Annotated in this window: 12 protein-coding genes; 8 read left to right on the forward strand and 4 right to left on the reverse strand. The window is 61.5% G+C overall.

What is annotated here, in order from left to right; all coding sequences use genetic code 11:
- Positions 1–90: 90 nt before the first annotated feature.
- Entirely contained in the window at positions 91–1,410 is a 1,320-nt protein-coding gene (locus AC1DTN_RS17270; protein WP_439014453.1) for an efflux RND transporter periplasmic adaptor subunit, read from the reverse strand.
- Positions 1,411–1,706: 296 nt separating this feature from the next.
- On the opposite strand from AC1DTN_RS17270, the gene AC1DTN_RS17275 reads away from it, so the two are divergent.
- Entirely contained in the window at positions 1,707–2,576 is an 870-nt protein-coding gene (locus AC1DTN_RS17275; protein ID WP_439014454.1) for a phosphotransferase family protein, read from the forward strand.
- Between the two features lie 9 nt (positions 2,577–2,585).
- Here the strand turns inward: AC1DTN_RS17275 and AC1DTN_RS17280 are convergent, their stop codons facing one another.
- Entirely contained in the window at positions 2,586–3,374 is a 789-nt protein-coding gene (locus AC1DTN_RS17280; protein WP_007825239.1) for an SDR family oxidoreductase, read from the reverse strand.
- Positions 3,375–3,629: 255 nt separating this feature from the next.
- On the opposite strand from AC1DTN_RS17280, the gene AC1DTN_RS17285 reads away from it, so the two are divergent.
- Complete coding sequence (locus AC1DTN_RS17285) at positions 3,630–5,294, forward strand: electron transfer flavoprotein-ubiquinone oxidoreductase (RefSeq protein ID WP_477921894.1); 1,665 nt, start codon at positions 3,630–3,632, stop codon at positions 5,292–5,294.
- Between the two features lie 230 nt (positions 5,295–5,524).
- The gene (locus tag AC1DTN_RS17290) at positions 5,525–6,145 is read left to right on the forward strand and encodes a L,D-transpeptidase (protein WP_439014456.1); all 621 of its coding nucleotides are present in this window, start codon (positions 5,525–5,527) and stop codon (positions 6,143–6,145) included.
- A 78-nt stretch (positions 6,146–6,223) separates the two neighbouring features.
- Here AC1DTN_RS17290 and AC1DTN_RS17295 read toward each other — a convergent pair whose 3' ends face one another.
- Positions 6,224–7,129, reverse strand: coding sequence for a DMT family transporter (locus tag AC1DTN_RS17295; protein ID WP_439014457.1), 906 nt, complete (start codon positions 7,127–7,129; stop codon positions 6,224–6,226).
- A gap of 144 nt (positions 7,130–7,273) precedes the next feature.
- On the opposite strand from AC1DTN_RS17295, the gene AC1DTN_RS17300 reads away from it, so the two are divergent.
- The 5 genes from AC1DTN_RS17300 to AC1DTN_RS17320 all read left to right on the forward strand — a co-directional run bounded on the left by AC1DTN_RS17300 (position 7,274) and on the right by AC1DTN_RS17320 (position 11,643).
- Positions 7,274–7,747 carry an Lrp/AsnC family transcriptional regulator gene (locus AC1DTN_RS17300; protein WP_037071926.1) on the forward strand — a complete coding sequence of 158 codons (474 nt, stop codon included), beginning with the start codon at positions 7,274–7,276 and terminating at the stop codon, positions 7,745–7,747.
- 133 nt (positions 7,748–7,880) lie between these two features.
- Positions 7,881–8,813: an ABC transporter substrate-binding protein gene (locus AC1DTN_RS17305; RefSeq protein WP_439014458.1), complete on the forward strand. Its 933-nt coding sequence runs from the start codon at positions 7,881–7,883 to the stop codon at positions 8,811–8,813.
- Positions 8,814–8,819: 6 nt separating this feature from the next.
- The gene (locus tag AC1DTN_RS17310; protein WP_439014459.1) at positions 8,820–9,833 is read left to right on the forward strand and encodes a FecCD family ABC transporter permease; all 1,014 of its coding nucleotides are present in this window, start codon (positions 8,820–8,822) and stop codon (positions 9,831–9,833) included.
- Positions 9,830–10,834, forward strand: coding sequence for a FecCD family ABC transporter permease (locus tag AC1DTN_RS17315; RefSeq protein ID WP_113324188.1), 1,005 nt, complete (start codon positions 9,830–9,832; stop codon positions 10,832–10,834). Before AC1DTN_RS17310 ends, AC1DTN_RS17315 begins: the two co-directional genes overlap by 4 nt.
- Complete coding sequence (locus tag AC1DTN_RS17320; RefSeq protein WP_113324187.1) at positions 10,831–11,643, forward strand: ABC transporter ATP-binding protein; 813 nt, start codon at positions 10,831–10,833, stop codon at positions 11,641–11,643. The genes AC1DTN_RS17315 and AC1DTN_RS17320 overlap by 4 nt, the downstream gene beginning before the upstream one ends.
- Positions 11,644–11,959: 316 nt before the next feature.
- Here the strand turns inward: AC1DTN_RS17320 and mgtE are convergent, their stop codons facing one another.
- Positions 11,960–13,333, reverse strand: a complete 1,374-nt coding sequence (gene mgtE, locus AC1DTN_RS17325) for a magnesium transporter (RefSeq protein WP_113324186.1) — start codon at positions 13,331–13,333, stop codon at positions 11,960–11,962.
- Between the last annotated feature and the right edge of the window lie 299 nt (positions 13,334–13,632).

The following is a 13,632-nucleotide window of genomic DNA, read 5'->3' on the forward strand; positions in this document are numbered from 1 at the left end:
GCACGAGCCGGTATCCCGCGAGGCCCGCCAGAATGACACCGATCGCAAGCAGCGTCGTCGCGACCGGGCGCTGAATACAGAAATTCGGGATCATTGCTCAGCCCCCACCGCGATCGTCTCGGCCTGTTGCTGCTGTTGCTGAGGCACGTCAGCGGACGCGACGTTGAGCGTCTTGTCGTCGAATTGTTCGTTGACCGCCTGCTGGTCGCTGAGCTGACCCTGGCCTTCGACGACCACATGGTCGCCCTCCGAAAGGCCCGACGCGATGGCGGTGAAGCCGCCGTTGGCGCGGGCGACGGTAACAGGCGTCAGATGCGATTTTCCGTCCTTGGCCACGAAGGCAAAGAAACCGTCGGGGCCGGGGCTGACGGCAACCGTCGGTACGACCACCTGCTGCTCGTCGTTGTTGAAATGCACGACGATATTGACCGACTGGCCAGGCCACAGAGCGCCGGAGGCGTTTTCGAACTTAGCCTTGGCGAGGATCGTGCCCGATGCCGTGTCGACCGTATTGTCGTAGAAGCTGATTTCGCCCTTGCGCACTTGCCCCTTGGTGGAATTGGGCGCCGTGCTGACCTCGACCGGACCGGAGGCCAGCGCCTTCTTCAGGACGCGCAGGTAGCGCTCCTGCAGGTGGAACTTCACATAGATCGGATCGTATTTGGCGATGGTGACGATGGCCGCACCGGCATTGACGAAGGCGCCCTTGCTGAGGGCGATATCGCCGAGCCTGCCGTCGAAGGGCGCGCGAATATCGGTATGCTCGAGGATGACCTGGTCCGAAGCAAGCGTGGCCTTGTCGGCTTCGACGGTCGCGGCGGCAGTATCGCGGGCAGCCCTGGCCTGATCGAGGCTCTGCTGGGTGCCGGCCTTCTGGTTGAAGAGGTCTTGCGCCCGGGTCAGCGCCGTCTCGGATTCTGCGAGCGTTGCCGTATCGCGCACGATCATCGCATTGTCCTTGTCGACGGCGGCCTTGGCCGTCCGGTCGTCCAGCTTGGCGATCAGATCGCCCTCCTTGACCGTCGCACCGTCTTCGGACTCGATGCTGACGACGAGGCCCTGTTCCTGTGCGGCAATCGTCGTATTATCCTCGGCATCGGCCCAACCGGTCGCCGTCACATCCATGGGCAGAGCGGCCTTCACGGCTGCAACGGTCTTGATCATCGTGGGACCACCGTTCGCGCCACGCCTGCGCCCGCCACCCTGTTGTTGACCACCCTGCTGCCCGCCGCCACTCTGGGCCTGATCGGCCTGCGCCTGCTGATGGCCGTTGTTCTGGCTGCCCTCAGGCTTGTTGATGAACTGTGAGAGATAGGGGATGCGTGAAGCATAGGGGATCTTGTCCCCGAACTGCCAGAAGCCAACCGCGGCCACGGCTACAATAGTGACGGTGATCCAAAATTTCTTCATAAGCGAAACCGGTTTTGTTGGGCAGATTGCGTGATTTTCCGCGCTGATTGAGCCGCCTATATTGCGGCGCAAAAAAGACATAATCACCCCGGCGATGATCACTAAGCGGTTATAATGGCTTAAATTTTGGTAATGAACATTCTGTAATATTCAAACTATACTAATATATAGTCGGATAGGCAGCGTCCTCCGCCTTGGTGACCTGCCAGCGCAGGCTGTATTGGCGAACACTATTTGCTCCGAATTGCAGGTCCTGTGCGCGGGTTAGAATCTGGAAAACGCAGAGGCAGACGGTCATGGCCGAGTTGAATGCCGGTGAATTTCGTTCACTCATCACCAACATCTTTCCGGAGCTTACGGCCTCCGTTTTCCGGCTCGCGACGAAGGGTTGGGATTCGATAGCCATCGATGTGGATGACAGGCTGATCTTCAAGTTCCCGCGCGATCTGGCCGCGGAGAGGGCACTGGTCAAAGAGGCGGCCCTTCTCGGCATCATCAGGCCGTCGCTGTCGATGGCGGTTCCCGATATGCGCATCCATGACGGCCCGCCGATCTTCTCCAACCATGCCAAGATCCGGGGCGAACATCTCATCGCCGGCGATTACGAGCGTCTGCCGGAAGCGGCCCGCCAGCGCCTCGGCGACGATCTCGCCCGCTTCTATGCCGAACTGCATGCTCTCGATGCCGACCGCCTGCGCGCGCTCGGCGCCGGACCGATCCTGCCTTGGCAATCACCTGACGCGGTGCGGGAAAAGGCGCTACCGCTGCTGTCGTCCGAGCTGGTAAGTTATGCAGAAAGGATTATCTGGGATTTCATTGCTTTACCGCCAGATCCTTACGGGGTCATTTACGGCTTCTTCGACGGTCATGGCTGGAATATGGCGTTCGACCATGCTGAGGGCAGGCTGAACGGCCTCTATGATTTCTCGGATTCAGGCTTCGGCCCGCTGCATCAGGAGTTCATCTATTCGAACTTCATCTCGCCCGATCTGACATCACGCATCGTCTCGGCCTACGAGATGCTGACCGGCCGCCGGCTCGACCGCTGGCGCATCGCTATCCTCACCGGCTTCCACCGCCTGTCGGAACTCGCAGAATTTGCAGACGATCCGACCTATGCCGGCGAGATGATCGACAGCGTCAAAGCATGGGCCGCTGCTGGATGATGCAGTTGCTCAGACGGAGCGCGCAGCACCCCCGTCGCAACGGATCAGCGATCCGGTGATGTAGCTTGCCGGCTGGCTGCAGAGGAAGGCCGCCGTTGCGGCGAATTCCTCCACCTTGCCGTACCGCCCGACCGGAATGCGCGCTTCCTTCTCCACGCGAATCTCCTCGACGCTCTTGCCGGTCCGTTTGGCGGCCGCGCCGTCGAGATCGTCGAGCCGTGCGGTGAGAATGCTGCCGGGCAGAAGCAGGTTGGTGGTAATGCCATGGCCGGCCACTTCCGATGCGAGCGTCTTACTCCAGCCGGCAAGGGCCGGGCGCAGCGTGTTCGACAGTGCCAGATTGGCGATCGGTTCGATCACCCCTGACGAGGCGACTGTCAGGATGCGGCCCCAGCCCTGCGCCTTCATGCCGGGCAGCAGGGCGTTGGTCAGCGTGATGACGCGCGCGACCATGGAGAGAAAATAGGTTTCGAGCTTTTCCGGCGACATGTCCTCGGTCGTGCCGGGCGTCGGGCCGCCGGTATTGTTGACGAGAATATCGAGCCCGCCGAATTTCTCCTGCACGGCAGCCGTTACGCTCGCGATGAAATTGTCCTCGGAAAGGTCGGCCCAGATCCAGTCGGCCCGGCCATTTCCTTGCTCATTGATCGCCTTGCAATTGGCGTCCAGCTGCTCGCCGCTGCGCCCGCAGAGAAGAACGTTTGCCCCTTCCTGCGCCAGCGCCTTCGCAATGCCGAGCCCGAGGCCGCGCGAGGAAGCCAGTACGAGTGCGCGTTTGCCCTTGATGCCGAGATCCATGATTTCCTCCATTTCCTGTGCCCTTTCTATAGGGCGCAAGTCCCGTGAAAGAAAAGCGCGAAGACCGCTTTCACGGTACTCCAATAATTGACGTTAACGTAAGCGTCATATAATCTTCTGTGCGGAGGAACATCATTGTGCGAATTGGAGGATTGGCTGTCGCTTCCCGGCTCGACAATGTTTTCCGGTTTTGACAAGAGAGTACCTCAGGAATGGGGATGAACGGCCTTGAGAGGGCCGAGCGGAGACGGATGGATGACCGAAATGACTGAGCTGCCGGAACGCGAGAGCATGGAATTCGACGTGGTGATCGTCGGCGCCGGTCCCGCCGGCCTTTCAGCCGCCATCCGCCTGAAACAGGTCAATCCGGAACTGTCGGTCGTGGTATTGGAGAAGGGTTCCGAAGTCGGCGCTCATATCCTCTCCGGCGCCGTTGTCGACCCCATCGGCATCGATCGCCTGCTTCCAGGCTGGCGCACGGAGGCTGACCACCCCTTCAAGACCGAGGTCAATGCCGATCACTTCCTGCTGCTCGGCCCCGCCGGTTCCATCCGCCTGCCGAACATCATGATGCCGCCGCTGATGAGCAATCACGGCAATTATATCGTCTCGCTCGGAAATGTCTGTCGCTGGCTGGCGACCAAGGCCGAAGAACTCGGCGTCGAGATCTATCCAGGCTTTGCCGCGACCGAAATGCTCTACAATGATGAGGGCGCTGTCATCGGTGTCGCGACCGGCGACATGGGTATCGAGAAGAACGGCGAGCCCGGCCCGAACTATGCGCGTGGCATGGCTCTCATGGGCAAATATGTGCTTGTTGGAGAGGGCGTGCGCGGCTCGCTCGCCAAGCAGCTGATTGCCAAGTTCGATCTTTCGAGCGGCCGCCAACCCCAGAAATTCGGCATCGGCATCAAGGAACTCTGGGAGGTCAAGCCGGAAAACCACCGCCGCGGCCTGGTGCAGCACTCCTTCGGCTGGCCGCTTGATATGTCCACCGGCGGTGGCTCCTTCCTCTATCACCTGGAAGACAATCTTGTCGCCGTCGGCTTCGTTATCCACCTGAACTACAAGAACCCCTATCTCTATCCCTTCGAGGARTTCCAGCGCTTCAAGACGCATCCGGCGATCCGCGGCACGTTCGAGGGCGGCAAGCGCCTCTCCTATGGCGCGCGTGCCATCACCGAGGGCGGCTATCAGTCGGTGCCGAAGCTCTCCTTCCCGGGCGGCGCGCTGATCGGCTGTTCGGCGGGCTTCGTCAACGTGCCGCGCATCAAGGGCAGCCACAATGCCGTGCTCTCGGGCATGATGGCCGCCGACCGCATCGCCGAGGCGATTGCTGCCGGCCGCGCCAATGACGAAGTAGYCGAGATCGAAACCGACTGGCGCAAGAGCGATATCGGCAAGGACCTGAAGCGSGTGCGCAACGTCAAGCCGCTATGGTCGAAGTTCGGCACAGCCTTGGGCGTCGCCCTTGGCGGTCTCGACATGTGGACCAACCAGCTCTTCGGCTTCTCCTTCTTCGGCACGCTTGGTCATGGCAAGACCGACGCAGCCTCGCTGGAGCCGGCTTCACAGCACAAGAAGATCGATTATCCGAAGCCGGATGGTGTGCTCACCTTCGACCGCCTGTCCTCCGTCTTCCTGTCGAACACCAACCATGAGGAGGATCAGCCGGTCCATCTCCAGGTGAAGGACATGGCCCTGCAGAAATCGTCCGAACATGACATCTATGCCGGCCCGTCGGCGCGTTACTGTCCGGCCGGCGTCTATGAATGGGTGGAAAAGGACGGCCAAGAGACCTTCGTCATCAACGCGCAGAACTGCGTCCACTGCAAGACCTGCGACATCAAGGACCCCAACCAGAACATTAACTGGGTGCCGCCGCAGGGTGGCGAGGGGCCGGTCTATCCGAATATGTGAGGCCGCGCGGTTGTTCGGCGCCGTAACCCCGGCGCCGGAATGACCCCGGAAAAATCTTGCCGCAGATCAATATCTTGCACTGGCGAGTAGTATTGAAAGCTGCGCCGAGCAATGCGCCGCCTATACCTGATAACACATTCGTTATCTCTTTCTGCCGCGCCCGTTTATCATTTCATTAACCATAATCTCCTTAGCTTGCGACATCTTCTTGACGCGTTAAGGACACATTCATGACGATCTCGCGCCGGGGCTTTCTGATCGCTCTGCCCCTATTTGTCGCCGGTTGCTCTTCGACCACTCTGAACAGCCAGACGAATTATGCCGCACTTCCGGATGAGAAATTTCCGCTGCGACAGGTGCCGATCGATCAGATCAAGCCGGAGCTGCGCCGCACCGAAGTTGCCTATGAGGGCAGCTTTGCGCCGGGCACTGTCGTCGTCGATACCCCGATACGGCGCGCCTATTATATCCTCGGTGACGGCAGGGCGATGCGCTATGGCGTCGGTGTCGGCCGTGAGGGGCTGGCCTTCGCCGGCAATGCCTATGTCGGCCGCAAGGCGGAATGGCCGAGCTGGACGCCGACGGAAAACATGCAGCGTCGCGAGGAGCGCTATCGCAAGCTCGCCGGCGGCATGCCGGGCGGCCCGAACAATCCGCTGGGTGCGCGCGCCATGTATCTCTATCGCGGCGGCAACGACACGCATTTTCGCATCCACGGCACCAACCAGCCGCAATCGATCGGCCTTGCCATGTCAAGCGGCTGCATCCGCATGATGAACCACGATGTGATCGACCTCTACAGCCGCGTCGAAGTCGGTGCCAAGGTCGTCGTCATCCAGGCGACAGCCTGAACCCCCAAGCCCGAACGATAGGCATGCAAAAGCCGCCGCAGCGGATCGCTGTCGGCGGCTTTTGTTTTTGGTGGATGCTCAGCGGCGCTTGGCGGCAATACCGGTCGAGAGCGCGACACCGATGCCAGTGATCACGGCCGCGCTGATTTCGGCAAGACCCATCTGCTCGCCCAGCAGGAAGCCGCCGCCGAGTGTCGCAAGCACCGGCGTCAGCGCGGTGAAAGCCGCAGCCTGCGTTCCGCCGAGGGTGCGCACCGCCGTGCCGTAGGCGACCATGGCAACGAGGCCGGAAAGAATGCCCTGGCTCAGAACCTGCAGGCCGATTTCCGGAAGAGGGGCCTGCGGCAGCGAAATGCCGAAGACCAGCGCAAGGACGGCCATGATCAGGAAGGACCAGATGGCGATCAGCGCGCTGGCCTGGATGGCGGTCAGGCCCGAACGGCGGAAGGCATGTGTATAGCTTGCCCAGAGAACGGCGCCTGATGGCAGCAGCACGAAGCTCGTCCAGGGCAGGGAAGCATCGGCAAGGCTGCGAACGAGCAGGATCAGCACACCGGCGACGATCGCGAGCAGCCCGGCAATCCGCGTGGCATCCGGCCGTTCGCCGAACAGCAGAACGCCGATCAAGGCGGTGGCAAGCGGCATGGAGCCGCCGAGCAGGATGCCCGACGAGGCGGCTGGCGTCGAATGAATGGCAAGCGTCGTCACCAGGAAGAAGATCGCACCGCAGCCGGCGACCATGATCGCCAGCAGGTGAAGCGGAAGGCCCTTAGGCAAGAGCCCGGTGCGCAGCCAGACCGGTGAGAGAACGAGCGCCGGAATGCCGAAGCGGATGAGCCCGATATCGATGGAACCGAGCGGCGTTGCAGCGCTGTGGCGGGTTGCCAGAAACCATGTCGACCAGATCAGCACGGTGATCGTGCCGGCGGCATAACCCAGTGTCTGCGAAGGCGATTTCTCGTTTGAAAATGCGATCGTGCTCATCGTCCTGTCCTTTCCTCCATCCGGATGCCATCCGGTTGAAAAGAACTTTAGCGCCGGAAGCCGAGGCATGTCCTTGCTATCTGTGGCTCAAAAAACGTGTTATGCGCAATGATCTGCCAATTCATGTTGATGGATTTCGCAAATATGCCAAATCTCGATAAGTTCGATATTGCCATCCTGAAATGCCTGCAGGAGGATGCCCGCGCCACCAATGTCGAGATCGCCGAGAAGGTGAACCTCTCGCCATCACCCTGCCTGCGCCGTATCCGCAATCTCGAAAAGCTCGGCGTCATCCGCCGCTACACAGCCGATATTGATCGCAAGGAGGTCGGGCTCGGCCTCACCGTCTTCGTCGAATTCAAGGTTGCCCGTCACAGCAAGGAGAATTCCGAGGCCCAGCAGGCGGCACTGCTCGCCATCCCCGAAATCGTCTCCTGTTTCCTGATCTCGGGCACGGCCGATTTCCTGGCGGAAGTCGTGGTCGAAGACCTCTCGGCCTATGAGCGGCTATTGACGGAGACGCTGCTGACCCTGCCGAATGTCACCGATATCCGCTCGAATTTCGCCATTCGCAGCATCAAGACGCATGGACCGCTGAAGCTGCCCGAGCGCAACTGACGCGCCCCCAACAAGGCATCCCAATAAGGTGATTGTTTTTGTAAACTTTACTTGAAAAATTCACTTCACTTCTGTAGCGGGTGTCTCATCCGGTGTGAGGGCCGGTGATCATTTCAGTATGAGGACATTTGCCGTGAGCGTTTTTGATATTCCGCTGTCGCGCCGCCAGTTCGGCCTGTTGCTCTCGGCTGGTGCGGTTGCTGCCGTACCGAGCCTTGCCTTTGCCGATGATGACAAGCGCACGATCAAACACGAGCTCGGCACTACCGAAATCTCCGGCAAGCCGCAGCGTGTCGTCGCCCTCGAATTCTCCTTCGTGCAGGCGCTGAATGCGGTCGATGTCGTGCCGGTTGGCATTACCGACGACAACCAGCCGAAGCGTATCGAACAGCTTCTCGGCAAGAAGATCGACTACAGCTCGGTCGGCACGCGGCTGGAGCCCAATCTCGAGCTCGTCGCCGCCCTGACGCCCGATCTCATCATTGCCGATGAACTCCGCCATTCGGCGATCTACGAACAATTGAGTGCCATTGCGCCGACCATCGTGCTGAACAGCTGGGAAGGCAGCTACGAGACTATCAAATCTTCGGTCATAACCATCGCCGATGCCCTGGGTGAAAAGGCGAAGGGTGAACAGGCGCTCGCCGCCCATGAGGCCGTCATCGCCGGACTGGTCGCAAAGATCCCGGCCGGCGAAAAGCGCCGCTTCCTGCTCGCCGTCGCCAATCCCGATTCCATGAGCCTGCATAGCTCCTCCTCCTTCACCGGTTCCGTCTTCAAGGCCATGGGCTTGACGCCGGCGATCGATTCCAGCGATGCCGTGGAAAGCGGGGCAGGGATCGAGCGTCTCGTCGCCGTCAATCCGGACGTATTTTTGGTCGCGACCGACGCCGGCGCCACCGTGTTCGACCAGTGGAAGAGCAACACCGCCTTCAACAACATTGCGGCGGTGAAAACCGGCATGGTCTTTCAGGTCGACCGCAACCAGTTTTCCCGTTTCCGCGGGTTGACGACGGCAGAGATGATCGCTCGCGAAATCCTCGCCAAGGTCTATCAGGCCGGATAAGCGCCAATGACGACAAAAGGCGGCGCAGCCATGCGGCATGAAACCGGCAGCCCCGTGCTGCTGGCATTCTGCCTGTTGCTGGCGCTCGCCATGGTTATTCTCGCCGGCATTTCCTTCGGCGTCTCCGAGTTGCCGGTCGCCCGCGCGCTTCATCTGCTGTTTGCACCCGACGGCTCGCCGGATAGCGCGCTGGTCTGGGATGTGCGCCTGCCGCGGGCAATGCTCGCCATGCTGGTCGGCGCCAATCTCGCCATTGCAGGCGTGCTGATCCAGACGCTGACCCGCAATTCGCTCGCTTCGCCACAGACCTTCGGCATCAATGCCGGGGCCTCACTGGTCATCGTCATCTCTCTCATCGCCATGCCCGGCCTGAGTGCCGGCGGCACGGTCTGGCCGGCCTTCATTGGCGCGGCTGCCGTAGGTCTCGCCATGTGGGCACTGTCGGTATCGGGCGCCATGAACGAGATGAAGCTGGCCCTTGCTGGCATCTCCATCCAGCTCGTGCTTGCCGCCCTCGTGCAGGCGATCCTCGTTGCCAACAATGCCGGTCAGGATATCGTCTATTGGCTTGCCGGCTCCATCAATGGCGCGCAATGGAGCAAGGTCTGGATCATACTGCCCTTCACGCTTCTCGGCGGGGGGATCGCCCTCATCGCCGGTCGTCATTTCGGGGTGCTGGCGCTCGATGAGACCACCGGTGTTTCGCTTGGCCAGAATGCCCGGCGTGTCGGCGGCCTTGCTGCAATGCTGATCGTCATTCTCGCCGGCTCCGCCGTCGCCGTCAGCGGCCCGATTGGCTTCATCGGCCTGCTGGTGCCACATATCGTGCGGCGTCTCGCCGGCAACGACCAGCTGACAGTGATTGTGCTGAGCGCCATCGCCGGCCCGTTGCTCCTGACTGCCGCCGATCTCGTGGGCCGCGTCGCCGCTTTTCCGGCCGAAACCCCTGTCGGCATCGTGACGGCGCTGATCGGCGCACCGGCTTTCGTTGCCATCCTCTGGCGGCAGAGGGCAAAATGACCAGTGCGGCCTTGCCATCGAAGAGCCTGCGTGCGGCAAGCGTCTGCCTCGTCGTCGCTGTTCTCATCCTCATCATTGCCGTGCTCGGCATGACGATCGGCGCCGTGACCCTGTCGGTCGCCCAGGTGCTGGATGGTATCGCCGGCGGCAAGAGCGCCTTCATCGTCATGCAGTACCGCGCCCCGCGCGTCATCGTTTCCATCCTCGCCGGGGCCTCGCTCGGCATTGCCGGCACCTTCCTGCAAGGTGCGCTGCGCAATCCGCTGGCCTCGCCCGATGTGGTCGGCATCACCAAATGGGCCGGCCTCGGCGCCTTCCTCGCCGGTCTCTTCACCCCGCCGGCCTGGGCCGTCTGGGCCATTCCATCAGGTGTCATCGCTGGCGCGGTTGCCGGCGCTTTGGTGCTGCTTGCGATCGGCCGCAGCTTCGGTGGCGGCATAGCGGCATTGGCGCTCGTCGGCGTCGCCCTCGGCATGCTGGCCCAGGCGTTGATGCAATATGTCATGGTGCTCGTGCCGACCCGCGCTGACCAGTCGATGGTCTGGCTTGCCGGCAGCGTCTATGGCTCGACGATGACCGATGTGGTCGCTCTCTCGCTCTGGCTTCTCGCCTGTCTGCCTTTCGTGCTGATCGCCACCATCCGGCTTGATGCCGGCGGTTTCGGCGACGATACGTTGACGAGCCTGGGTATCTCGCCCGGTCTCCTGCGCGGCGGCCTCATCGTCGTCTCGGTGCTGCTCTGCGCCGGCAGCGTCGCCGCCGTCGGCAGCATGGGCTTCCTCGGCCTGTTGTCACCGCATGCCGCCCGGCTGCTCGCCGGCCCGCGCGCCCGCCACATGGTGCCAGTAAGCGCCCTGATCGGCGCCCTGACGCTTTCCGCTGCTGACCTGATCGGCCGGCTAGTTGCCCTGCCGAACGAGATCCCGGCCGGCATCGTCGCTGCCGTGATCGGCGGTCCCTATCTCATTTTCCTGCTGATCAAGGAGGCAGGCCGCCCATGACTGATGCAGGTATGATTGATGCCGCCCATTCGCGCCTGTCCGCGCAGGACCTGACGCTCGGTTATGCCGCGATCAAGGTTCTCGATCATGTCGATGTCACGATCCCCGACGGCAAGATCACCGCCCTGATCGGCGCCAACGGCTCCGGTAAATCGACGCTGCTGCGCGCGCTCGGCCGCATCATCCAGCCGCTCGGCGGCACCGTGACGCTGGACGGCAAGGCGATCGCCGCCATGCCCGGCAAGACGATTGCGCAGACGCTGGCGCTCCTGCCGCAAAGCCCTGTTTCACCCGATGGTCTCACAGTGCGCCAGCTCTGCCGCTTCGGACGCCATCCGCACAAGGGCATGTTGTCGCGCACGACGCGCCGTGACGAGCAGATCGTCGAGGCATCGCTGGCCGCGACCGGCCTGACCGGTCTCGCCGAGCGCCCGCTCGACCGCCTCTCCGGCGGCCAGCGCCAGCGCGCCTGGATCGCCATGGCGCTGGCGCAGGAAACGCCGATCCTGCTGCTGGACGAGCCGACGACCTATCTCGACATCGCCCATCAGCTGGAAGTTCTGGAACTGTTGAAGGAATTGAACGAGAAGAGTGGACGCACCATCGTCATGGTCGTCCACGATCTCAATCATGCCGCCCAATATGCCGACCACATCATCGCGGTCGCCGATGGCGGCATTCACGCGGCAGGCAGCCCTGCCGATCTTCTGAAGCCGGAGCTCATTCGCGCAGTCTTCGGCATCGACGCCGTCGTGATATCCCATCCCGTTGATGGGACACCACTCTGCCTCCCCTTCGTCGAACGTTAGAGCCATTCCAACAAAAATGTGCAGCGATTTTGCGTTGAGGTGATGGGATGGAGCTGTTCTTGCGCAGAGCCAGCCAGATCATTGATAGGGTGCATAGGATGCATAACTTGCATAGGATTTTCCATACGCCGTGTGGGAAATGTCAGATGGTGACATGACAGGTGTGTATCTGACATTTCCTATAGAGCAGTGGAAAACTGCCTATGCATCTTATGCATCCTATGCAGGCACTGAGGGCCTCGTCCGGAATTGCATCAGAACAAAGCTCTGGATGCGGATGATTTCAGGCCGACCGGCCTGAAATCTGAAGCAGGATCTACAGCAGCGTCCCGCTGAGGATCAGCAGCGCCACTGAGAAATAGATGACGAGCCCGGTCACATCGACCAGCGTGGCGACGAACGGAGCCGATGCCGTTGCCGGATCGAGCCGCAGCTTCTGCAAGATGAACGGCAGCATCGAACCCGATATGGAGCCGAAGGTGACGATACCGACCAATGCGGCAAAGACCGTCAGGCCGACCAGCTGCCAATGCGGGCCGTAATCATAGAGCCCGGCAGTCTGCCAGAAGATCACGCGCAGCAGGCCGACAAGCCCGAGAATGGCGCCGAGCACGATGCCTGTCGGCAGTTCGCGCAGCAGCACTCGCCACCAGTCCGTCAGCTTCAACTCGCCGACGGCAAGCGCCCGGATGATGAGCGAGGTTGCCTGCGAACCGGAATTACCGCCGGAGCTCATGATCAGCGGAATGAAGAGCGTCAGCACGACGGCCTTTTCCAGCTCGCCTTCGAAATGCTGCATGGCGCTTGCCGTCAGCATTTCGCCGAGGAAGAGGGCGCAGAGCCAGCCTGCACGCTTGCGGATCATGCCGCCGAAGCTGATCTTCATATAGGGCTTGCCGAGCGCTTCCATACCGCCGAATTTCTGCGCGGCTTCGGTCGTATCAGCTATCATCGTGTCGATCACGTCATCGACCGTGACGATGCCGAGCACCATGCCGTGATCGTCGACGACGGGCAGTGCCAGGAGGTCATGCTTGCGGATCAGCCGCGCGACATCTTCCTGCTTCATCAGCGCATTGGCCGAAACCGGCGTGCCCTTCTGGGCAACAGACAGGATCGAGGCATCGGGCTCGCCGGTGATCAGGCGGCGCAGCGTGACGACATGCAGCAGCACGCCGGAATTATGATCCAGCACATAGATCGCATAGACGGTTTCGCGCGAGCGTTCGACCTGCCGGACATGGTCCAATGTCTGGGCGATCGTCCAGTCATCGGGCACGCTGACGAATTCCGTCGTCATGATGCTGCCGGCCGTGCGCGGCGGATAGCCCATCAGATGCTGGATGGCGACGCGGACGGGTTCTTCCAGGCTGGAGAACAGGCGTACGCGGTCATCGATGTCGAGTTCCAGCAGGACGTCGGCGACGCGGTCGTTCGACATGCCGTGCAGCAGCCGGGCCGAATCCGCACTGTCCATCAGCGCCAGAATGGCCGGTGCGTTGCGCAGCTCCGGACGGTCGAGAATGTTGACGGCATATTCCTGCGGCATCCGCGAGAGGATGCGGCCGGCTTCAGCCGGGGCAAGCCCGTTCAGAGATTCCACGCGCTCGGCGATGGACGCAACACGGCTGTTATTCATGAACGCACGGGCGGCATAGCCGGCCCGCAGAGGGAAGCGATTGATATTCATTGGCTCGCCTTTCCGTCGATCCGCCGTAGCGTCCGATCGGGCGAGCCCGGAGCAACCAGGTCAGCGCACGAAGGCCGCGTACGGCAAAGGCAATCGACTGCTACTGTCGCTTGGCATCGTGATGATGGCTCCGTTGATATCCGTGCACGACGTACGTCATCCACGTGTCACACTAGGTGGTCTCGAATGCGGAAAAAGTCAAGCTGCTTAAATGCTTAACGCCAGAATGCCGCACCCTCGGCGCGGCATTATAGGTCAGCATCCTTTACGCAATATTTCGAGCGTCGGAAAAGGCGGAT

The sequence above is a fragment of the Rhizobium sp. 01T444 genome (assembly GCF_056398305.1).

Bases quoted from the DNA above. Each gene is read 5' to 3' on its own strand.
- AC1DTN_RS17270 (WP_439014453.1), bottom strand. From the start codon at position 1,410: ATGAAGAAATTTTGGATCACCGTCACTATTGTAGCCGTGGCCGCGGTT.
- AC1DTN_RS17275 (WP_439014454.1), top strand. From the start codon at position 1,707: ATGGCCGAGTTGAATGCCGGTGAATTTCGTTCACTCATCACCAACATC.
- AC1DTN_RS17280 (WP_007825239.1), bottom strand. From the start codon at position 3,374: ATGGATCTCGGCATCAAGGGCAAACGCGCACTCGTACTGGCTTCCTCG.
- AC1DTN_RS17290 (WP_439014456.1), top strand. From the start codon at position 5,525: ATGACGATCTCGCGCCGGGGCTTTCTGATCGCTCTGCCCCTATTTGTC.
- AC1DTN_RS17295 (WP_439014457.1), bottom strand. From the start codon at position 7,129: ATGAGCACGATCGCATTTTCAAACGAGAAATCGCCTTCGCAGACACTG.
- AC1DTN_RS17300 (WP_037071926.1), top strand. From the start codon at position 7,274: ATGCCAAATCTCGATAAGTTCGATATTGCCATCCTGAAATGCCTGCAG.
- AC1DTN_RS17310 (WP_439014459.1), top strand. From the start codon at position 8,820: ATGACGACAAAAGGCGGCGCAGCCATGCGGCATGAAACCGGCAGCCCC.
- AC1DTN_RS17315 (WP_113324188.1), top strand. From the start codon at position 9,830: ATGACCAGTGCGGCCTTGCCATCGAAGAGCCTGCGTGCGGCAAGCGTC.
- AC1DTN_RS17320 (WP_113324187.1), top strand. From the start codon at position 10,831: ATGACTGATGCAGGTATGATTGATGCCGCCCATTCGCGCCTGTCCGCG.
- mgtE (WP_113324186.1), bottom strand. From the start codon at position 13,333: ATGAATATCAATCGCTTCCCTCTGCGGGCCGGCTATGCCGCCCGTGCG.